The sequence below is a fragment of the Streptomyces sp. genome, from assembly GCF_035644915.1.
In the GTDB taxonomy this organism is placed as follows: domain Bacteria; phylum Actinomycetota; class Actinomycetes; order Streptomycetales; family Streptomycetaceae; genus Streptomyces.
Genome location: NZ_DASQNP010000229.1, coordinates 1 through 21,064, shown reverse-complemented (window position 1 = coordinate 21,064; position 21,064 = coordinate 1). Strand labels below are relative to the sequence as shown.

Genomic DNA, 21,064 nt, shown 5'->3' with positions numbered 1-21,064 from the left:
GGGAGCCGCCTTCGGTGGTGCGCGGAGCATTGACGGCCCTCCCCTCCCTGCCTATCTTCTCGTCCGAACAGTCGGTCATCGTTCGAAATATCGGACGCTAGTTTTCGACGGCCGCCGTACCACCGCTCCACTCCCCGTTCCACCACCGCGACAGCAGCGGGTCGCCCACCGCGGGCCGGTCCTCCGCCCGGCCCCGCCCGGCACCGGCCCTCTCCGGCAAGACCACCCCCCTTCGGCAGCGGAGCAAGGAGACAAGAAGTGGACACAGAAGTGACAGCACACGTGGCGGACCACGGGACGCGGCGCCGGGACGGCCGGGCCGCCCGGCCGTCCCGGCGCCGCCTGCTGGGCGCGCTGCTGACGGCGGGCGCGCTGGTCATGACGTCCGTCATCGGCACGACCGGACAGCAGGGAGCCGCGGCCGCCGAGGCCGGGGCCGCGGCATACCCCAACCCCGGCCTGGTGACCGGGGACATCGGGGTGCACGACCCGACCTTCGTCAAACGGCCCGACGGCAGCTACCTGGTCGCGCACACCGGCGACAACATCGCCCTGAAGACCTCGGCCGACCGCACCGCCTTCCGCAACGCCGGTTCGGCCTTCCCCGGCGGGGCGTCCTGGACCACCGCCTACACCGGCGGCAGCCGCAACCTGTGGGCCCCGGACCTCTCGTACCACAACGGCCGGTACTACATGTACTACTCGGCCTCCACCTTCGGCTCCAACCGGTCGGCGATCTTCCTGGCGACCAGCACCACCGGCGCGTCCGGTTCCTGGACCAACCACGGCCTGGTGATCGAGTCCCGGCAGTCGGACGACTTCAACGCCATCGACCCCAACCTCGTCGTGGACGACCAGGGCCGCTGGTGGCTGGCGTTCGGCTCCTTCTGGTCGGGCATCAAGATGATCCGGCTCGACCCGTCCACCGGGAAGCGGACCGGCAGCACCATGTACTCCCTCGCCGGACGCGGCGGCGGCGCGATCGAGGCGCCGACCATCGTCAAGCGCGGCTCCTACTACTACCTCTACGTGTCGTTCGACCTGTGCTGCCGGGGCGCGTCGAGCACCTACCGGGTCATGGTCGGCCGTTCCACCAGCGTCACCGGTCCGTACCACGACCGCAACGGCGTCCCGATGACCTCCGGCGGCGGCACCGAGGTGCTGGCCGGTCACGGCAGCGTCCACGGCCCCGGTCACCAGGACGTGTTCACCGACACCGACAGCGACATCCTCGCGTACCACTACTACGCGGACGACGGCACGGCGCTGCTGGGCATCAACTGGTTGGCCTACGACTCGGCGGGCTGGCCCTACGTCCACTGACGCCCCGCGCCCGCGCCGGGCACCGCGTCCGCCCCGGGACCGGGCGGGCGCACCGTCCGGCGCGGGCACCGCGCGCCGGACCGGCGGCTGCGGAGGCCCCGCCGGTCCAGGGGCCCGTCACTCCAGGGGCAGGAGGTCGCCGTCGACCGGCAGCCCGTCGACCTGCCGGTTGGTCACGACGGAGAGCTCGTACGCGTGCCTGCGGCCCGGCTGCCACTGCCCTCCGGACAGCCGCACGGTGGCGATGTTGGGCACCGGCCCGGCGGTCCAGTCGAGCGGTCCGGCGATGGTCTCCAGCCGGGCCCGGCCGAGCGCCTCGGCGACCGACGCGGCCTGCGCGGGATCGTCCGCGGTCGCCAGGGCGTGCACGGCCACCTCGAACAGCGCGTAGGCCAGCCCCAGCGGCTGCAGCCACTGCCGGCCCGTGCTCTGCTCGTAGTTCTCGGCCAGTTCCGCCGCGCTCGTGCCGTCGATCGACGAGCGGTAGGGGTGGTTGGGGGACCAGTAGACCAGCGTCGCCACGTTCGCCTGGGCGGGCCGCTCCCCCGCCTCGGTGACGGAGGGCGGGTAGGCCAGCCACCGCGAGCAGGTGATCAGCCGGGGGCGTGCGCCCCGCTCGGCGGCCTGCCTGCGGAACAGCGCCAGGTCCGCCCCGGTGGCCGCGCTGGTGACGATGTCCGTGCCCTCGGCGCGGAACGCCGCCAGGTGCGCGCCGAAGTCGGTGGCCGGTTCGCGGTAGCCGGCCGGATCGACCAGGCGGTGCCCGCGGGCGCGGGCCGCCGGCAGGAAACCCCGTTCGGCGTGGCGCGACCAGGCGCCCTGCGGGCCGTCGTTCCACAGGCATCCGATCGGCCCCGCCGGGCCGCCGGCGGCCTCCCACAGGTCGGCGAAGGTCTCGGCGATGTCGTCCAGGCCCCAGCAGAAGTGGTAGGTCCAGCGGAACGGCCGCTCCGCCGTCCCGCCGCGCCCGTAGTAGTAGACCTGCCAGGGGAAGGTGCTGGACACGCAGGGGACGCCCGCCTCCTCGCAGGCGTCGGCGACGGCGGGGAGGACCTCCGTCCCGGCCAGGGTCAGCACGATCCGCGCCCCCTCCTCCTCCACCAGTTCCCGCACCGCCTGCCGCGCGCCCTCGGCGCTCGAACGGCTGTCCCGGTCCACCAGGCGCAGTTCGTGGTCCCGCCCGCCGTTCCTGACCCGGCGCAGTTCCGGCCCCAGCAGCGACATGGCGAACGCCAGGGGGTCCCCCAGTCGTGCCAGCCTTCCCGTGCGCGCGACCACCACGCCCACGGTGAGGGCCCGTCCGCCTTCGCTCTCCGTCTTCCGCATGCCCCACGCCTTCGTCGACCGGACTCGTCGACCGGACAACTCCGCGCGGGGGCCGGACGTCACGCTCTGCCGCTCGGCCGTCACGCCACCGGGTCCGACACGGCCCCACCGGCCGGATGTCCGGCGGACCGCGCGGATGGACGGACGCCCGCCGCGGCCCGCGGACGCCGCGCCCCCGCCCCTGTCGGGCGAACCGCCCGGCCTCCCCTCCGACGCCCGGGTGCTCACCGTCAACTGCGACGGTATGGGCCCGTACCGCACGGTCGGCACCGCGGCCGTCGGCTCGGCCGGGAACGGGATCGCCGCCTCGTGCAGCCCGGTGGCACCGTGCCCCGGTGCCCCGCACGCCGTACGCCTGCTCCGGGAACGCCGGCAACGACTTCCCGGACAGCTCCTCCCCCGGCCGGGCCCGGCGGGTGGGCGGTGCACCCGGGCCCGGACGACGCGGAGTCGCGGGCGGTCGGCGGCGGCGACGGCCGTCGGGCAACGGACACCGTCCGGGCGGGCCCACCGGTGAGGGGGCCCGCCCGGACGGGAGGGGCGGCGCGGGACGGCTCAGACGTTCGGCACGCGCAGCTTGTTCCAACTGGCCGGGCCGGGGATGCCGTCCGCGTCCTTGCCGGAGTAGCCCAGCTTGCGCTGCCAGGCGGCGTACGACTTCCGGTCGGCCTCGGTCCACTCGGGGCCGGGTCCCACCTCGTAGCGCCCGCAGCCCTCGGCGACGAGCCGCTTCCCCATCGCCGTGATGATCTTGCTGGTGCGGCCGGGCCGGAAGAAGTCCGCGCCCGGGAACGGCTCGTACCGGGCGGGGGGCCTGGGCGCGGGCTCGGTGGGGCCGTCCGGTTTCCTGCCGAGCCGCCGGGCGATCCTGCCGCGCAGGGTGTCCATCGAGAAGCCGCGCGGGTCGACCTTGCCGGGCTGCCACTCCCGGTGGCCGATCACGGACTTCTCCGTCCAGCCGTGCGCGCGGCAGAGGGCGGCCGAGGCCTTCTCCATCGCCAGCATCTGCGCCTGGGGCCACGGGTCCTTGCCGTCGCCGAGGTTGACGCACTCGAAGCCGTAGAAGTGCCGGTTGCCGTCGGTGTCGGCCTCGTTGTCGTCGGGCAGCGAGCGCTCCTCGACGACGGCTCTGAGCACGTCGCCGTCGCCCAGGCCGGCGTGGTTGGCGCGGCCGTTGCCGACCAGGTGCACCACGCCCTCCTTGTCGATCACCCCGTGACAGAGCGGCCCGGGCAGCGTGGAGTGCCCCTCGTAGCACAGCTCGACGCTGTGGCCGGTGCCCCTGGTGACGGTGTGGTGGATCATCACGCCGTGCACCGGGCCCCACGGGCCCTTGTGGTTGCGGTTGTGCGATCGCCAGTTGCGGTACTCGCGGACCTCCAGTCCCTCGTCGCGCAGCGCCTTGACCAGTCGTGAGGCGCTCAAGGGCGCAGCCATCTTCCGTGCTCCTCTCGGACGTGCCCGATGTCGTGCCGGCGGTGTGCGCTCCGGGCCGCGTCAGGTGCGCGGCTCCCCGGCGTCCGGTTCCGCCGGCGTCTCCTCCTCGGCCTGTGCCTCCGCCTCGTCCCGGGCGGCCAGCGCCCTCGCCTCGGCCTCGGCCTCCGCCTCGGCCGCCAGTTCCTCCTCGCCGGCCACGGGGACGGCGGTGGCCAGCGGTCCGAAGGACAGCCGCAGGTCGGACAGGGTGCCCTCGCCCAGCACCCAGGCCAGCGGCGCGTAGTGCACCCGGATGCCGTCCGGCTCCCGCAGCAGCGGCCTGCGGGCCGCGTTCACCGGCCACTCCACCGATCCGGTGGCGGTGCGGGCCGGGACCAGCCAGTGCTCACCGGGCCGGTAGGTGCCGCCCGGCCTGAAGTAGACCTCGACGCCGTCCTCCAGCGGCAGCCACTCGCCCTCCCCGACCGGGACGGCTCCGTTCCGCAGCCGCCCGCGCGCGCCCTGCCGGCCGCGCCGCGGCGCCTCGTGGTGGTCCCAGCGGCGCAGGTACGGGTGGAGGTCGGGGCGCCGGCCGACGCCGGGCTCCGGCTCCCGGGACAGCCGTACGCGCCGCCCCGGCAGGTCCACCTCCTCCACCCGCAGCAGCGGCAGCGGTTCGCCGCGGCTGACGTGGGCGGTGTCGGCGAGTTCCACCCAGTCGCCGACGCCCAGGCCGAGCTTGTCGTCGCCGCCGAGCGAGGCCAGCTCGGCCCAGGTGCCGTCGAGGCCGTCGACGGGGAGGACCACGGAGCCGTTCTCGCGCGACCACTTGAAGGTCGCCTCGCCCGCCGCGCCGCCCTCGTGGATCTCCACCCGGTAGAGCTGGTTCTCCGGGCCCCGGTAGCGGGCGTCGGGGCTGACCGGGCACGGGTCCTCGTCGGCGCGCTCCGGCCGCCTGCTGCGGGCCGCCATCCGGGACTTCGGTGCGGACTGCTCGTCGGCCCACCTGTGGAAGGCGCCGCGCAGGGCGTCCTTGTCGGTCTCCCCCTCCGCCACGTCCAGGTGCGAGCCGGGCAGTGCCAGCACCTGCCAGACCACCTTCACGCGGGCCGCCGTGTCCGGCATCGCGGAGCCCAGGGCCACCTCGCGCAGCGCCGGGTCCTCCGCGGCGGTCACCGAGCGCTCCCACACCTTCAGGTAGGCGAGGTAGGGGAAGGCCGTGGGCAGCCGGTCGCCGGGCTTCTCGGGGTCCCGGTGGCCGTCGGGCTGGTCCCAGTACGTCCAGTGGGCGGGCGCCTGGGGTCGTCCGGCGTCCTGGGCCGGGCCGTCCGTCCGGCCGCCGTCCCCGTCGCCGTCGTGGTCGTCGACGGCCTCGCCGGGGGCGGGCCGGTCGGCGTCGCACAGGATGCCGTCGACGTAGTAGCGGCCGCCGCCGATGACCAGGTCGTCCAGGTCGTGGCTGCGGCTGTCGAGCCCGATGGCGAAGCCGGTGGCGCCGGCGGGTCCGCCGTGCCGGCCGATGAGGTCGGCGGCGAGGGTGCGGGCCTGGTGGAGCTGGATCGCCGTCTGCTCGTTGGCGTCCGCGTCGAGCTGTACGCGGCCCTGCTGGACGAGCACCGCCGAATAGTGCCGCTCCGGCCGGAAGGTGTTGCGGGAGAGATCAGCGTGCATGGGAAGGGGTCCCCCTCGGAAGGTTCCGTGCGTCTGCGAGGTCTGCGGGTGCGGGGCGACGGGCGGCGCCCCGGGCCGGCCGGTGGTCAGGTCACGAACAAGAGTCCCGCGTCGGTGCCGGCGGGCGTGTACTCGGCGAGCCGGGCGCGCAGGCTGTCCTCGCGCTGCGGGAGGTAGAGGTCGTGGAAGGCGCCCATCGACGCGCCGTCCTCCGCCCCCCGGACGATCTCCTCGGCGCAGCCGGCGGCCAGTTGCCCGTACCCGGGCGTGCCGTACCGCTCGCTGGTGAACAGCGGCCGCACCCGCCCGGCCTCCCCGGGCCCCGCCAGGTCGGGCTGGCAGCGGTACCTGCGCGGCGTCCGGGAGCCGGGCGGCACGTAGGAGTGGCGCAGGCAGCCGGTGCCGCGCCGGGCCACGTGCATCCGCCCCGTGAACACGCTGTTCTCGCCGATCTCCACGGCGTGCGCGTACACCTCGCCGATGACCGTGGCGCGGTGCGCGTGGAGCACGGCGTGCGCGTGCCGGCAGTCGGGTGCGGACAGCGCCTCCAGGTCGTGTCCGGTGGCGTCCAGGATGCTGTCGCGGAGGTGGATGTGCAGCGGGTCGGTGCCCACCTCGTCTCCGATGACCTGGACGGTGCCCAGGATGCTCCGCTCGATCTGCACGCACGCGGTGGTGCGTTCCAGGACCAGGCTCGGCTCCTCCGGCGAGTGCGGCTCGCACTGGGGCTCCAGCGACCAGCCCGGCACCAGCGTGCTGTGCCGGATGACGACGGTGCCGACCGGGCCGGTGACGTTCAGGCCGCGCCCGCTGACCAGCAGCCCGTCCAGCACGATGCGCGGCTCCCGGCCCGGCTCGCAGTCCTCCCGGGCGCGGATGTTGAGCGCGTCCGGCCGGTTGCTGTACCAGTCCAGGAGGCGGATCACCGGGCGCGTCCCCTCGGCGGCGCGCAACTGGAGCCGGTCGCCGGGTTCGAGGTCGAAGTCGAGCTGCTCCTGGTGGGCGCCGCTGTGGGTGATCTCGATGATGCCCTCGGGGCCGCAGCGTCCGGCCCGCCGGTCCTCGCGCCAGTGCGCGTACGCGTCCATGATCCGCTGGTGGGCGCGGCCGGGGCCGACCCGGTAGACCGTGGCGGCGTCGGGGGTGAGGCGGTCCTCGCGGGCGTACTCGCCGCCGCCGGTGTCGTCGGAGAAGGCGTGGTGGTAGTCGACCCAGACGCCGTGGCGCGGCGCGGAGCGCGAGCCGAAGGCGATCCGGCCGAGCACCGGGTCGACCGCCACCTGTCCGCGCCGGGGGCGGTAGCGCCAGTCGGTGAGGTCGGCGACGACGATGTCCGACGGCGGCACCAGGTCCTCCCTCTCCCCCCGCTCCCCGCCTCCGGCGAGGGGTGCCCCCGCGTCCCGCCGGATCACGAAGCTCTTGCCCGGCCCGTAGTAGTCCGCGAGCCGGTCGTGCAACTGCCGACGGCGGATGTACGCGGGGACGTTGTCGATCGTGGCGGCGTGGGCGGGGGACGGCTCCGGTTCGGGCCGGGTCACCAGCGGGGTGTCGTTGCCGAGGATGGAGAAGGTGTAGAGGTTGCGGGCCCGGTCGACGCAGTACGCGGGCGCGTTCGTCACCGAGTACGGCCTGAGCCGCCACACGAACAGCCCCACCCCGGCCGGGGTGAGCCCGCCGGGCGTGCGGCGCGAGCCCGCGCGCCGCACGTCGACCGAGCGCGCCGTCACGCCGAACGGGCCGCCCGCCAGGTCCAGCGCCGCCCCGTCGCGCAGGTCGGCCAGCCGGCCGCGGGAGAGCCGCCGTGCGTCCGCCTCGCCGGTCCCCGCCCCGTACAGCCGCACCGGCTGCCGGTGGGAGACCAGCCGCGAGAACTCCACCGCCCGCGCGGGCCAGCCGGTCACCGCCTCCGCCAGCTCCTCCAGCAGGTGCAGCGTGCCCTTGCGGCGCCTGTTGGCGACGGTGGCCGCGACGTCCCGGCGGGGCGCGAGCGCCTGCGCCAGCCGCTGCCGCGAGGTGTCCGGCGGGCCGCCGTCCCTCAGGCCGGCGGTCGGCACCCGCTCGTAGCCGGGCAGCGGACGGTAGCCCACCAGGTCGCCGAGGTAGGGCAGCACCCAGTCGGCGGCGGTCTCCACGAACCAGTCGTCGTACTGCTGCTCGACCCCGGTGCGGACGAGGTCGGCCTGCTCGGCGATCACGGCGAGCAGCGCGCGCAGGGGCTCGCCGTCCGCGCCGTGCTTACCCCTCCCGCCGTCGCGCAGTCTGTGCCACTGCGGCAGCAGCTCCGCGAGCCCGTCCGGCTCCCTGCTCATCGCTGCGTCCTCCCGTCGCTGGTCGGGCTGGTCGGGCTCGTCGGTTTCGTCGGGCTCACCGGGGGACCTCCGTCAGGATCAGCGTGTCCGCCACCTCGGGCGAGAACAGGGCGAGTTGCGCCGGCCGGACGCCCCGGAAGACGAACACCGAGCGGCCCCTGGGAAGGGGCCGGGTGTCGGTGACGTCCGGGTTGAGCCGCAGCAGTTCGGCCAGGGAGATGCCGTGGCGGGCGGCGATGTCGCCGAGCGTCTCGCCGCCGTCGGCGGTGACCGTGTGGACGCGCTCGTCGTACTCGGCGAGCCGGGCCGGTACGACCGCCTGCGGCCCGTACGCTCCGGCGGCCGGGCGCGCCGGGCCGTACGGGGCGCCGGACGCCGGCACGCCCGAGAAGACGTCCACGTCCACGTGCTCGACCCCGGGCACCGAGTGCGCCGCCGCCAGGACCTCCGACAGCCGCGCGGGCTGCCCCAGCTCCCGTCCCGCGAAGCCCAGGTCGCGCAGCAGGGCCTGCCGCACGCGCGGTTCGACGACGGCCCAGGAGTGGTCGCGCGCCACCGTCACGCGGGCCATCAGGAGCAGCAGCACCAGTTCGCGCACGTCCACGCGCACCGGCAGCCGGGAGTCGCCGTGGGCGGCGAGCGCGGCGCGCAGCGCGCGCAGGGTGTCGGAGTCGGCGCCGAGCGGCACGTCGTCCGCCCCGGCGACCGTCACGTGCAGCACCTGCCGCCGTCCGTCGAACACCTCGCGTGCCGAGGCCCGTCCGATGCCCGCCCGGGAGCGGGTGAAGTCCTCGTAGTCCCGCACGGACACCAGCCGGTCGAGCGCGGAGACGGCGAGCGGGACGGTGCGGCGGGTCAGTCCGGGCCCGTCGCCGCCCGAACCGCCGGTCGCGGGCAGCGGATTGGTGACGGCGGTGACCCCCAGCGGACGGGAGACGGCCTGGGTGACGCGGCCCGCCGCGACGTTGGCGGCGCCGCCGGTGCCGAAGCGGTAGCGGGCCCGCACGTTCTCGTGCCCGGTGGGCAGCCGCGCGCCGTGCACGCCGTCGCCGAAGGTCACGGTGGTGCGGCCGTCCCCGTCGGTGCCGATGACGTACACCCGCTCCAGTGGTCCGCGTCCGGCGAGGCTGTCGACGGGGTGCCACAGCAGTCCGTCGACCCGCACCTCCAGGGCCGGTTCGGCACCCGACGGGGTGTTCGCGGGCAGCCAGGTGAGCGGCGAGCGCCAGAGCGCGAACGTCTGGTTGGCCTTGCCCGCGTCGCCGCTGCCGATGGCCTCGTCGCGGCTCTCGCCGTGCGTCGCCGGCACCACGTTGCCGTGGATGAGCAGCGTCTCGCGCCGGTAGCGGTGCGCCAGGTCGGCGGTGAGGGTGAGCACGGTGTGGACGTGGTCGCCCGGCAGCCCGGGGTCGATCCGGTGCTCGACGGCCGCGATCACCGCCGGTTCGGCGCCCCGCACCCCGGAGGTGCCCGGGACGTCGGTGCGTTCGCCGGAGAAGACCAGCGTCCGGCCGGGGCGCAGGCCGTCGTAGAGCTCGGCCAGCTCGATCTCGTTGCCGCCCACGTCGTCGGCCAGCGGCTCGTCGGCGGGGCGCAGCGGCTCGCCGGCCGCGTGCACGGTGGTGTCCCGGATGTGGGACAGCAGGACGTCGTGCTCGTCGAGCCAGGGGTCGGCGAGGGTCAGTTCGGTGGCCCGGCCGGTGATGCCGTAACGGGCGTACGAGCCGGTGCGCACACCGGTGACGCGGGTGGTGACCAGCGCGAGCGCGCCGTCGCCGGGGATGCCGCCCGGGGCGCCCTTGCGGGGCCGTTCGACGGCGACCCAGCTTCCGACGGTGATCCGGTCGTGCACGGTGTCCAGGGCCAGGACGTTGCGGTGGACGGCCTCGGGGACGGTGGCCAGGCCGATCTCGACGCCCGCCGGTTCGCCGCCCGTGGTGTAGGCGACGGTCACCTCGTACCCGCCGTGGGTGACCTGTTCGCGCCGGCCGGGCGTCAGGTGCCGCTCCAGCGGGGCGCCGCCCTGCGCGGTGGTCCGCACGGTGACCCGCACCCGCCCGTCCGCCCCGGGCCGGGACACGAACAGCTCCGCCTCGGGCAGTCCCTCGCTCAGCGCGGCCGTCACGCCCGGCTCCTGGGAGCCGCCGTCCTGCCCGGTGCCGGTGGACAGCGCGACCCGGCCGGTGCCGAGGAGGAACTCGGTGTTGGTCGGGAGGTTCTCGGTGCGCTGCACCGACGCGGTGGCCTCCGCGTGCACGAACTCCGCCTTCACCGGGATCTTGCCCGCGGTGTCGAACACCACCCGCATGGTGGTCAGCGCGGCGCCCGTCAGCGGCCAGTCGGACTGCCGGATCACCCGGCCCCGCTCGTCCTGCACCGGCTTCAGCGGTGCCGTCGAGCCGAAGGGCGCGGCCGTCACCCGCATCGCCAGCAGGTCGGTGAGGGCGGGGGGCGGGGTGGGCACGGCCCGCCGCCAGGCCGGGTAGAGCTCGCCGGACACGGACGGGTCCAGGGCCGTCAGCAGCCGCGCCCCGAGGTCGGAGTCCGAGCCGAACAGCCGCGCCGGATCGGGCGGCGCGGCAGCGGCGGGCGGGCGGCGCGCTCCCCGGGAGCGCAGCGCGGGCAGCAGGGCGCCCAGCGCGCGGACGGCCGCGTGCTCCGGGGCCGCGTCCGGGACGCCGGACGCGGAACCGGCCGTGGCCCCGGTCGTGGTCCCCGCGTCCTCCGGGAGCATCGGCTCCAACTGCGCCGCCCGCTCCCGGAGGTCCACGAGCACGGCGCCCAGCCGCTCGAACCAGTCGCGGACCTCCTCGTACGGCGCCGCGAGGGCCTGCGCCTCCGCCAGCCGCTCCAGGGGGTCCTCCAGCCGCCGCGCGAACTGCGCGGGGGTCCGCAGCAGGTCGAGGTCCGCCCGCAGTTGCGTCAGCACCTGGTCGTCGAAGTCCTCGACGAGCCGGCTGCCCGCGGGCCGCGGGTTGGGGCTGTCGGCCGTCACCGTGATCCACCGCTGGAGCTCCTCGACCAGCTCCCCCAGGGTGGGGGGCGGGGACACCGGCAGCCCGACGGCGGTGCTGTCGTCGTCCCGGTCGATGCGGATACGCGTCACCGGCAGCAGCAGCCGCTGCCCGGGGCCGGCGGAGCCGTCGCGGTTGAAGACGAACAGGAGCCGGTCGCCGGGTGAGAGGGCGTTCGCCGTCCCGGCGACGTAGACCTCCGACCGTTCCCGCAGGTCCTCGGGCGTCAGCGGGGCGGGACGGCGGCGGCGCACCGCCAGCGCGTTCCACGACCAGCGGGCCGTCAGGTCCTCGGCCGTCTCGAACGTCTGCGGCTCCTCCTGGGAGGAGGCGGGCACGCTGTGGCTGCGCGCGCCGCGGGGGATCAGCACCGGGACGTCCTCGCGGCTGCGCGGGTCCCGGTCCACCGTGTACGCCAGGTAGGTGCCGGCGGCGACCCCGGGGCGCGGCCGGTGTCCGACCAGCCGTCCCAGCCGCACCAGCGAGCGGTGGTCGTCCGCGGTGCGCAGGTAGCCCTCGTCGGCGATCCGCTCGGAGTGGAAGGTCAGCAGGTCGCCCAGGACCGCCCAGGCGTCCAGCAGCGCGATCGCCGGGTCGTCGGCGGTCCGCGCCGTCAGCCCGCGCAGGGCGGGGTGGGCGGGCGAGGCCAGCCGGTCGAGCATGGCCGCCAGGAAGGAGCCGTACTCGCCCACCCGGTGGTCGAGCGCGGTGCGGCCGGGCGGGTTGTGGGGGGCGCGCGGCGCGCGCCGCTCGTCGTGGCCGCCGCAGCCGCAGGAGCAGCCGCCGCGTCCCTTGGTGCCGTCGCGGTGCTCGCCGGTCATCGCGCGCCTCCGAGTGTCAGCGTGAGCCGGCCGTTCTCGGGCCGCTCCGGGTCGTTGTCGCACTGGGCGACCTCCAGGGGGCCGAGCCGCAGCACACCGTCCTCCAGTGCCGAGTCGCCGGTTCCGTCCGGGGCATCGGTGGAGGCGTCCGCGAACAGCCGCCGCAGCCGGATGACCCGTACGCCCTCCACGCCCGGCACGGCCGCCGCCACCGCCACCAGGCGGCTCAGCCGCACCGGCTCGCCGAAGCCGAGGGCGTCGGGGTGGAAGAAGCCGAGCCGGCCGCCGGGCAGACGGCCGTTGCCCAGCGCCCGGTGCAGGTCGGCCAGGATCCGGCCGTGCTGGTGGCCGGGGGCCGCGCACACCTCCAGGGCGATGTCGAGGGGCACCGGCCGCGCGGATTTGACCACCAGGTCGTGGCCGATGCGCCGGTACGCCTCCAGTGCGTGCGCCACCGCGTCCAGCAGTTCGGCGGGCGCCTGCCCGGTGCCGTCGGCGTCGACGGCGACGTGGACCTCCTGCACGCTGCCCGTCCAGCGGATCTCGGCCGCCGCGCGCTGTACGCCGGGCAGGGCGGACGCCAGTTCGGCGTAGTCCCCGGCGGTGACGGCGCGCAGCCGCACCCGCTTGATGTCGAGCGGTGCCAGGCGGCGCACCCGCTCCACGGGCTCCGGCTCGGTGCCGCCGACGGCCGGCAGCGGGTTGCGCACCCCGGCCACCGGCGGCGGGTCGCCGCTGTCGACACCGTGCCCGGACCGGCAGAGCACCAGGTGGTTGATGGACTCCGCGCCGACGTTGCCGGCCGTGCCGCCGCCCAGCCGGTAGTGCGCCGCGAGGACGGTGCCGGGCTCGGGCCGTGCGCCGTGGCGGCCGTCGCCGAAGCGCAGCGCGAGCCGCCCGTCGTCCTCCAGCTCGCCGACGAAGTGCCGGTCGCGGGGTCCGCTGTCGAGCAGGTCACGGCGCGGCTCCCACGCCTCCTCGCCCTCCTCGTCACCCCTGCCGTGCCCGGCGTCTCCGCCGTCCCCGGCGGGGACCAGCCGTACGGCCGGGAGCGCCGCCCGCGGGTCCTGGACGACCGCGGACGCGGGCCCGGACAGCTCCGGCGCGTCCGGGTGCAGCCCGGCCGCGTACGGCGGGCCCCAACTGTGCGCGATCTCCCAGGCCGTCCGCCCGTCCAGGACGCGCCCGGCGCGGGCCCTGGCCGTCAGCACCTCCAGGCGGCGCCGCTTGGCGGCCAGCAGCCGGTCGCCGCGGTGCAGCAGTTCGCGCAGCGCGCGCTCCGGGTGGCGGCGCAGCTCCAGCCGCTCCAGCACCCGCAGCCCGAACAGCACGGTCAGCTCGCCGATCTCCGCCTCGTCCAGCCCGTCGCGGTCCCGGGCGCTGCGCCACAGCTCCACCAGCCGCCGCCGGACCCGGCCGGGGACGGCGGCCAGCCGTTCGGCCTGCCCGGCCGAGACGTGGCGCGGGTCGGGGAACGGGGCGGCCTGGGTGACGGGGAAGCGGTGCAGCAGCGGGCGGAAGCGCGGGACGATGCCCGGGTAGACGGACTGGGCGAGCAGCGTCTCCAGGGCGGCCGCCTGGTCGTGGGCGGTGCCGGGCACCACCTTCTCCCGCCGCTTCCCGGCCGGCTCCACTCCCAGCCCGGCCCGCCGCACCGCCTCCTCGCCGACGACCGCGAACAGCTCGCGCACCTGGTCCGGCGTCAGCAGCCGTCCGCAGCCGGTCTGTTCGAGGCGGTCCTGGATCAGCCGGCCGGGCCGGTTGCCCCCGGCCGGGTCCGCGGCGGACCGGCAGCCGAAGGCCGGCGGTTCGCAGGAGGGGACGACGGCCGGCACCGGCGGCACGGTCAGCAGCTCGGGGGTGCGGCCGCAGAAGGTGAGCGAGCGGCCGTGGTCGACGAGCGCCACGTTGCCGCGGGCCACGCCGACGTCCTCCACCGGCTCGCAGTCCCGGCCGCCGAGCGTGGTCAGGCACAGCGGGAAGGCGAGGGCGTCCTCGCGGGCCCAGGTCACCTCCAGCACCGGCTGGTCGCACAGCCGGTCGACGGCCGGGGTGACGGAGGTCAGGCGCACGGCCTGCCGGTGGGCGGGATCGGCGTCGCCGGGCGTTCCCGAGCGCGGGCCCTTGACCTCCTCCAGCACCAGCAGGTCACCGGGCCGCAGGTCCAGGGCGCGTTCCTCGCACGTCTCGTCGGCCCACTCGTCGCGCAGGGTGGCGGACGTGGCGCCCCTGGGCAGCAGGCACTGCTCGCCGTCCCAGGTCCAGAAGCGGATGGTGTTGTGCTCGGGCCGCAGCCGCAGCGGCGCGTCGGTGACCGGTTCGAAGACCTCCACCGAGCCGCGCTCCTCCAGCACGGCCAGGTCGCCGTCGTCGATGACCGTGCCGGGGCCCGGCCGGTCGCGCGGGCCGGGGGTGCGCACGTCGACGGCGGCGAAGCGGTACGTCCCGGCGCGCAGCGTCAGCGGCCGCGCCACCTCGACGGTGACGAACGCGCGGGCGTTGCAGCCGTCGTGCATCGGATAGTCGATCAGCCTGACGTGGCGGCGCACGGAGACGCGGCGGCGCGCGGTGTCCAGGTACGCCTCGGTGGCCACCGCGTCCTGCTGGTGGCTGATCTGGTCGGCGGTGTACGCCAGCAGCTCGACCAGGGTGGTGCCCAGGTCGGCCGGGTTGCGTTCGATCCAGTCGGGCGCCGTCAGGGCCAGCCGGTCCATGACGAGCCGGCGCAGGGTGTCGTAGTCGCGGGCGGTGTAGTCGATGACGGGGGCGGGCCGGAAGGTCTCCGGCACGTCCGGGGGTTCGTCCGCGCAGTCGAAGGGCGAGGGGCGGTCGGGGTGGAAGGAGAACTCGGCGGCGTGGTAGCGCTGGTCGAAGCCGGGGTACGGCTCGGTGCCCGGACGCCCGTACGGGTCGGTGTCGACGATCGCCAGCCGGTAGCGGCCGGTGTCGCCCCTGCGGTCCACGGTGACGTACAGCAGGTCGTCGAGTTCGGGGTCCTCCTCGCGCTCGACCTCCACCGCGACGGCCTCGATGCCGGTGACGCGCCGGCCGCCGTCGATGCGGATGTTCTCCGGGCCCAGGCCGCGGGGCGCCTTGCCGAGGAAGGTGACGGTCAGGGTGAGCCCGTCGCCGGCGACCTCGACCGCGTCCACGCCGTTCAGCCGTGCCGCGCGCACCCGGCCGCGCCGGCCGCCCGGGTGGCGGGCCGTCCCGCTCGGACTGCCGCTCATGCCGCGCCCCTCCCCTCGAACACCTCGTCGCGCCGGCTCGCGGTGGCCCGCACCACGTAGCGCAGATGGACGCGGACGACGTTCTCCTCGCTCACCACGTCCAGGTCCTCCACCTCGATCAGCTCGCCCAGCCAGCGCTGGAGCGACGCCTGTACGGACAGCTCCACGGCGGAGGCCAGCTCCGGGCTGTTGGGGGTGAACACCAGGTCGAGCAGCCCGCAGCCGAAGTCGGGGCGCATCACGCGCTCCCCGGGGCTGGTGAACAGCAGTTGCTCGACCAGGTCGCGCACGTGCTCGTCGTACGCCGCGTGCGCCGTCCGCCCGCGCCGGTCGACGCGGAACGGGAAGGCGATGTCCCTGCGCGCCGTCCTGGCCCTCATCCGCAGGTCGCCCCCTCCCCCTCCGTGGCCGTGACGACCGGCGCGCCCTGCGGTACCAGGCCGGCGGTGAGGCACAGTCCCGGCGTGTTCTCCAGCAGCAGCGGCGAGCCGTCGACCAGCACCCCGCCGGAGGCCGGCGTCCAGCGGACGCCGGTGCACGGCACGGGGACCCCGTCGACGGTGTGCCGGCAGCCGGTGACGGCGTGGACGGCCGCGCCGGTGGCGACGGGCTGCCCGTCGACCAGCACGGCGCGCGTCCCGCCGCCGGGGCCGGTGGCGGCCGCCCGGCCGCCGTGCGGGCAGCCGATCACGGTGCCCGCGTGGATGACTTTCCCGGACAAGCTCTTCTCCCCCGTCTCGGTCAGCGTTTGATGGGCACGATCAGCCGGCCCTGGTTGATGTCGACCCGGTCCCCGGCCACCGAGACCGAGGCCCCCTGCCCGTTGTCGATGTGGATGCCGTCCCGGGTGATGCGGATGGACGGGCCCGGCCTGCCGTCGGATCCCGGGGCCTGGAGCAGGATCCCGGTCTCCGGGTCGTCGGAGAGCACGATCTTGTGGTGGCCCTGGGTCTCGAGGACCACCGGTTCGGCTCCCGCCCGGGCCCCGGCCCGGGCGTCCGCGGGCAGCTCGCTCTCCTGCCCGTACCAACAGCCCGTCCAGACCGGGTAGCTGGGGTCGCCCTGCTCGAACTCGATCCAGACGCCGGCCCCCTCAGTGGGGATCACGTACTGGCCGGCCCCCGTGCCGGTGAACGGGAAGCAGGGCATGGCCCAGGTGGAGGCCTCGTCGCCGAGCACGTCCGGGACGAAGGCGGTGATCCGACCCATGCGCAGCGGATCGTCGTTGTCCGCCACCCGGCCTCTGAACTTGCCGAGGAAGCGGTTGTTCGGTGCTGGCGCCATGCGGACTGCTCCTGGTCGAATCTGTTCGTCTCTACGGGTCTGTTCGTCTCTACGGGCGGACGGTGGTGCTGCGCGCGATCAGGCCCTCGCGCGAGAGCGTGAAGTTCTGCCGGTACGAGCCGGGCGTGAGGTTGTGCGTGACGGAGGTGACGTAGTAGTCGCCGTCGTACGTCACGCCCGCGCCGCGCACGCCGACGAGTTCGCGCGGGCGCAGGACGTAGCCGTGGCGGTTGACGTCGAGGTGCCCGGAGCCGGAGATCGCGTCGGCGGAGGTCGCGGCGCGCGCGAGGGCTTCGGCCTGGACCTGGGCGAGGTCCTTCTTGGCGGTGCCGGACAGCCGACGGCGCTTGAGCGCCGGGCTCGCGCGCCTGCCCAGCGGCGGGCGCAGCGGGCTGATGTCGGGCTGCGGGATCAGGGGCGACTCGCGGGTGAGCGGGTCCTGCCAGCGGGCCTGCGGCTCCTCGCGGGCGGCACCGTCGTAGGCGAAGGTGAGCTGGTCGACGGTGGAGTTGACGTCCATGTTGACGTTGAGTGCGTGCTGCCGCTGCCCGAGGCGGCGCTGCGGGCCCCAGTAGGCGGTGGAACGGCCGGGCTCCGGGCCGGGTTCGAGGTAGAAGACGTAGCCGTTGGCGCGGGCGAGTTCGTTGACGTAGGCCAGGTCCGTGCCCGTCTGGTAGTCCACCCGGTACTGCTCGCGGGGCTGTTGGACGATCTGCTCGGGGACGACGTCCGGGTGGATGCCGTAGTCGGCGTACTTGACGAGGATGCGCTCCACGCGCCGGGCCGGGGAGAGGTTCGGGTAGCGGTCCGCCCTCTCCTCCAGGTCCATCAGGAGGGTCAGGTCCTCACCGGTGACGGTCAGCGTCGTCTGTCCGGGCTGGTTGCTCGCCCCGACCTCCTGCCGCACGATCAGCCCGTCGAGGAGGACGGTCGTGGTGCCCCTGACGGTCGTGGTGAGGATGACGCGGGTGCGGGGGTCGAAGAACCCCTCGGGCAGTAACCGCTCGATGATCGCGCCCCTCTTGGTGAGGTCGAACGCCAGTTGGAAGCCCGAGCGTTCGCCCGCGGTGCCGGTGATCTGCGCGGACAGCAGTGCCTCGCTCACCGCCCGGGGCACGGGCCGGGTGAGCCTGGGCCCCATGTGCAGGGTGAGGTGGATCGGCCCGCCGCCGACGTGCTCATCGGCCATGTGCGCCCCCGCGGGGGAAGCCGCCCGGGAGCGGGATGTCGATCTCCCGGCCCGGCTCGGCGGTCAGCTCGCGCGGGTCGAGGACGGGGTTGGCATCGGCGATCCGCCACCACTGGGAGGGGTCGCCGAAGTAGCGCTGGGCGAGCTGGTCGGGACGCTCGCCACTGCGCACGGTGTGGACGACGGTGTCCTCGTCCCGCTCCTCGGGCAGCGGCGGCAGCAGGCGCCGCCTGGCGTACCGCACCTCGGTGCCGTCGGGCCTGCGGTGCACCGCGATCTCGGCGTCGTGGTAGCGGCTCGTCCTCGGGTACGGATGCGATCCGGGGATCGCGTCCAGCGGGCTCTCGTACTGTTCGTGGGAATCGGCCATGGCTGTGCTACACCCTCCCCATCCCGATGTCGGCCCCGGTCAGCCCGAGCGCCCCGAGGCTGCCCGCGCGGGCGGCGCCGGCGAGGCGCTCCTTCTGCGCGAGGTGCGCCAGGTACAGCTCGGCACCGCGGTGCCCGGCGGGCAGATCGCTGACGGTGAGCACCTTCATGCCGATGCTCAGGGACGCCCGTATCGGATTCAGGTTCACGTCGAACGCGGACTCGTTGACGGACAGCTCGGTCAGCCGCACGGGCATGACGCGCTTGCTGCCCCAGGTGAACAGGGTCAGCGGCATCTCGATCGGGCTAATCTCGATGCTGCCCTTCTGCGCCAGCCGCGTGCCCTCCCTGAGCTGGGCCGTGGTCGGCTGCACGAGCATCTCCAGGACGGCGAGCTGCGGGTGGATCCCGTCGGGCGCCGCCACTTCGAACTGGTCGGTGGCGTCGATCTCGGCGGTGAACTTCCACGTCTCCTGCGCCGGCCCCTTCAGCCGCAGCGCCTCGTTCCGGTCTCCCCCACTCCCCCCGCCCCCGGCATCACCACTGCTCCCGGCAGCCTGGGGGCTCAGGCTCCGTTCGAGGGTGTCGGGGTTGAACTGCAGCACGATGATGCGCTGCGGCGTCCCGCGCTCGGGGTCGACGATGACGATGCCGGAGCGGATGGGCTTGGGGATGTCCGCGTAGCGGGTCACAAGATTCTCCGATCTCGTCAGTGTTGGATCTGCGTGCTCGATACACGGCATCCGTCGCACCAGAAGCAGTAGATGATCCCGTCGTACTTCATGTCACCGAAAGGGGTCCGACCGCAGTCCATCGTCGCGGCATAGGGCATGGAATTCCCGCAGTCGGGACACCTGGGATGAATATCCGGATCTCGCCACGCCGGCAGACCTCCGACCTGGTGACCAGCATTCCCCGGCATTTCCCGGAGACTGATTCCCGTCTGGTTCGGATGCCTTTCCAGAACAAGGGAGAGTTCCCCCGGCGTAATGGACGCACTTGGATCACCCGACCCCTTGGGGCCGTAGAAGACATGCATCCCGCCAGTACCCACCCGGACGGTGATCGAATCCATGATGCCGCAGTCACATGAGTACCAGTAAAAAACCGGGTCGTTCACAAAACCGTACGGAAGTGATCGCGCGGACAGCTTGAGCAGGCGCGCCGCGGGCGCCTCGCACACATGGCACACCGGTACTTCGCCCCCCGGGGGGCCGCCGACGACATGGGGACCCTCCCCTCGGCCGGATACGAACCCCCTAAACGCCGGCCAACTTCCCGCTGGCTTCCCCGTGTCCGGAAGCTGTCCCGCCAATTCGATCAACGTCTCCCACTGCGCGGAATCCTCGACCTCACCGCGGACAGACCGGATGAGTTCCCTGGCACGCTCGGTTCGAATGTAGGCGAGAGCGATCAATGCACGCAGGTCACCACTACGGCGCCAGTCCTCCAGAAAGCTCTCCGCTTTGCCGTCGGGCGCCCCGGACAACAGGGCGCGCCGGACGTACTCGTCATCGATCCGTTCCGCGAACGGACGAAGCCGTTCCGGAAAGTATTTTCCGACGACGAAGACCACGTCTGAGAGCGCAGGCACGGAATCTCCGTGCGCCAGGTAGTCCGAGACGAGTTCGTCGATCATCGCCTCGGGCAGCCAGGGAACCAACCGCGAGACCGCGGAGAGCAGCCGAGGTTCACGTCGCAACCGGTCCGCTGCGCGCGTCTTCTCCTCCACGGCCCCGGGAATGAACTCGAAGTATTGCGTAAGGTAGGCGGCAATGCGTCGGCTGTCAGTCCGAAGGAGGCATTCGAGCGCAGCCGAAGTTCCACGGTCCGGCTCCGCCGCGAGCCGCGCGAACACCTGCATCCGCTGCTCCGGAGCCGAGATGTCTTCTCGCGTCAGAATTTCCTCGATCTCTTGCAGAAATTTCATCTCTTGGCTTCCTTCAGATACTTCAACATCAGCGCATCGATCTCCAGGGAGTGCTCGATAATTCGCTTGTTGACCAAATTCTTGTAGTGCCGTGCGAAGTGGGCTACGTATTCTTTCGTCAGTTCGTCGGGAGGCGGCGGACCCTTGAGGAACTTGAAATAGTGTTCAAAGTCCTTCTTGGCCGCCAGAGTGAGGTTCCTGGCGTCCTCCTGGATCTGAGCGTCAGTGTTCTTGTTTCCGTAGGTACGCCCCTCCTTGTGTATCCTATGGGGCAACATGACCGCCAGGGCATTATTGTAGTGCGCCTTTCCATTGGGGTCCTTCCGCGTACGCAGAACCGGCTCGCCGAGCACTTCTCCCCGTTTTTTCTCAAGTTCCGCCTGGCCTCGCTCGGTCAGTTCCTCATTCGCCTCCTGGTCTAGGAGTTCCCGCAGTCGGGGGTCCCTCGCCGCCGCTTCCTCCAGCTTCGCCTTCTGCCTGTTCTTCGCCGCCAGAAAGACCGCGGCCCCGGAGGGAATGTGGTCGGGTGTCAGATCGTCTTTCCTCTTGGCGCGGTATCCCGGCCGGGGTATGCCGTCGCGTGGGATACGCGCCCCCTCCACATACGGGAGCGTCTCACCGACCTGCACATACTGGTTCTTCGGGACATTGAGGGGGTTGTCCTTGAGAAGCTTCTCCAATTCCGGGTTCAACGGTACGTCGGTCTCACCCTCCCCAGCTGGCATGCCGGGGTTGAGGTGCGCCATGATGGCGAACTTCTCCCGGCCCTGGATTTCCAATGCGGTAAGCCGGTACCAGGCACGCATTCCCGCCAGCGTCGCCTGCATCACCTGGCGGTGCACCCCTCGGTCGAGCAAACGCTTCAGCCGGGGACGGATTCGCGCGACGATCCTCCGCAGTCTGTCCGTCTTCGACTCAGAGGAGTTCTCCCTCTGCCGTCTCTGCTCACGCTGCCACCACCTCTGTTCACGCGCTCTCTGCTGCTGCCGCCTCTGCTCCTGGCGGCGCTTCTGCTGGTCGCGGAGGAGGTCGCGGCGGCGACGGTAGGCGTCGCGCATGCGGCGGGCGTTGTTGTCGAGGGAGCGGTCGAGGCGGCCGTCGCGGTCCTTGCGGTCGAGGGCCTGCCTGGCTCTGCGGATGCGGTTCTGGGCGGCCTTCACCGTCTGCTGCGCGCGGTTCGCG

General features: G+C 73.8%; 14 protein-coding genes and 1 pseudogene. 1 reads left to right on the top strand and 14 read right to left on the bottom strand.

The window, feature by feature from the left end:
• Nucleotides 1–378 precede the first annotated feature (378 nt).
• Nucleotides 379–1,323 carry an arabinan endo-1,5-alpha-L-arabinosidase gene (locus VE546_RS24600; RefSeq protein ID WP_414720570.1) on the top strand — a complete coding sequence of 315 codons (945 nt, stop codon included), beginning with the start codon at nucleotides 379–381 and terminating at the stop codon, nucleotides 1,321–1,323.
• A gap of 117 nt (nucleotides 1,324–1,440) precedes the next feature.
• Here VE546_RS24600 and VE546_RS24595 read toward each other — a convergent pair whose 3' ends face one another.
• The 14 genes and pseudogenes from VE546_RS24595 to VE546_RS24530 form a co-directional block, all read right to left on the bottom strand.
• Nucleotides 1,441–2,649, bottom strand: coding sequence for an ABC transporter substrate-binding protein (locus tag VE546_RS24595; RefSeq protein ID WP_324925990.1), 1,209 nt, complete (start codon nucleotides 2,647–2,649; stop codon nucleotides 1,441–1,443).
• Between the two features lie 555 nt (nucleotides 2,650–3,204).
• Entirely contained in the window at nucleotides 3,205–4,086 is an 882-nt protein-coding gene (locus VE546_RS24590; protein ID WP_324925989.1) for a peptidoglycan-binding protein, read from the bottom strand.
• A gap of 60 nt (nucleotides 4,087–4,146) precedes the next feature.
• Nucleotides 4,147–5,736 (bottom strand): DUF6519 domain-containing protein, encoded by a 1,590-nt coding sequence (locus VE546_RS24585; RefSeq protein ID WP_324925987.1) that lies wholly within the window; start codon nucleotides 5,734–5,736, stop codon nucleotides 4,147–4,149.
• Nucleotides 5,737–5,822: 86 nt separating this feature from the next.
• Nucleotides 5,823–8,045 (bottom strand): hypothetical protein, encoded by a 2,223-nt coding sequence (locus tag VE546_RS24580; protein WP_324925985.1) that lies wholly within the window; start codon nucleotides 8,043–8,045, stop codon nucleotides 5,823–5,825.
• 55 nt (nucleotides 8,046–8,100) lie between these two features.
• Nucleotides 8,101–11,880, bottom strand: coding sequence for a putative baseplate assembly protein (locus tag VE546_RS24575; protein ID WP_324925983.1), 3,780 nt, complete (start codon nucleotides 11,878–11,880; stop codon nucleotides 8,101–8,103).
• Nucleotides 11,877–15,110, bottom strand: a complete 3,234-nt coding sequence (locus VE546_RS24570; RefSeq protein ID WP_324925981.1) for a putative baseplate assembly protein — start codon at nucleotides 15,108–15,110, stop codon at nucleotides 11,877–11,879. Before VE546_RS24570 ends, VE546_RS24575 begins: the two co-directional genes overlap by 4 nt.
• Complete coding sequence (locus VE546_RS24565) at nucleotides 15,107–15,490, bottom strand: GPW/gp25 family protein (RefSeq protein ID WP_324925979.1); 384 nt, start codon at nucleotides 15,488–15,490, stop codon at nucleotides 15,107–15,109. Before VE546_RS24565 ends, VE546_RS24570 begins: the two co-directional genes overlap by 4 nt.
• On the bottom strand, nucleotides 15,487–15,831 hold the full coding sequence (locus tag VE546_RS24560; RefSeq protein WP_324925977.1) for a hypothetical protein: 345 nt from the start codon (nucleotides 15,829–15,831) through the stop codon (nucleotides 15,487–15,489). The genes VE546_RS24565 and VE546_RS24560 overlap by 4 nt, the downstream gene beginning before the upstream one ends.
• Before the next feature lie 20 nt (nucleotides 15,832–15,851).
• A complete protein-coding gene (locus VE546_RS24555) occupies nucleotides 15,852–16,394 on the bottom strand; it encodes a phage baseplate assembly protein V (protein ID WP_324925975.1) in 543 nt (180 codons plus the stop codon).
• Between the two features lie 49 nt (nucleotides 16,395–16,443).
• Nucleotides 16,444–17,583 (bottom strand): hypothetical protein, encoded by a 1,140-nt coding sequence (locus tag VE546_RS24550; RefSeq protein WP_324925973.1) that lies wholly within the window; start codon nucleotides 17,581–17,583, stop codon nucleotides 16,444–16,446.
• Nucleotides 17,573–17,953: a LysM domain-containing protein gene (locus VE546_RS24545; RefSeq protein ID WP_324925971.1), complete on the bottom strand. Its 381-nt coding sequence runs from the start codon at nucleotides 17,951–17,953 to the stop codon at nucleotides 17,573–17,575. The genes VE546_RS24550 and VE546_RS24545 overlap by 11 nt, the downstream gene beginning before the upstream one ends.
• Before the next feature lie 7 nt (nucleotides 17,954–17,960).
• Nucleotides 17,961–18,644, bottom strand: coding sequence for a hypothetical protein (locus VE546_RS24540; RefSeq protein ID WP_324925969.1), 684 nt, complete (start codon nucleotides 18,642–18,644; stop codon nucleotides 17,961–17,963).
• Between the two features lie 17 nt (nucleotides 18,645–18,661).
• Nucleotides 18,662–19,882 carry a hypothetical protein gene (locus VE546_RS24535; protein WP_324925967.1) on the bottom strand — a complete coding sequence of 407 codons (1,221 nt, stop codon included), beginning with the start codon at nucleotides 19,880–19,882 and terminating at the stop codon, nucleotides 18,662–18,664.
• Nucleotides 19,879–21,064, bottom strand: a pseudogene (locus VE546_RS24530) (hypothetical protein); the annotation flags it as partial. The gene VE546_RS24535 and the pseudogene VE546_RS24530, both read right to left, overlap by 4 nt.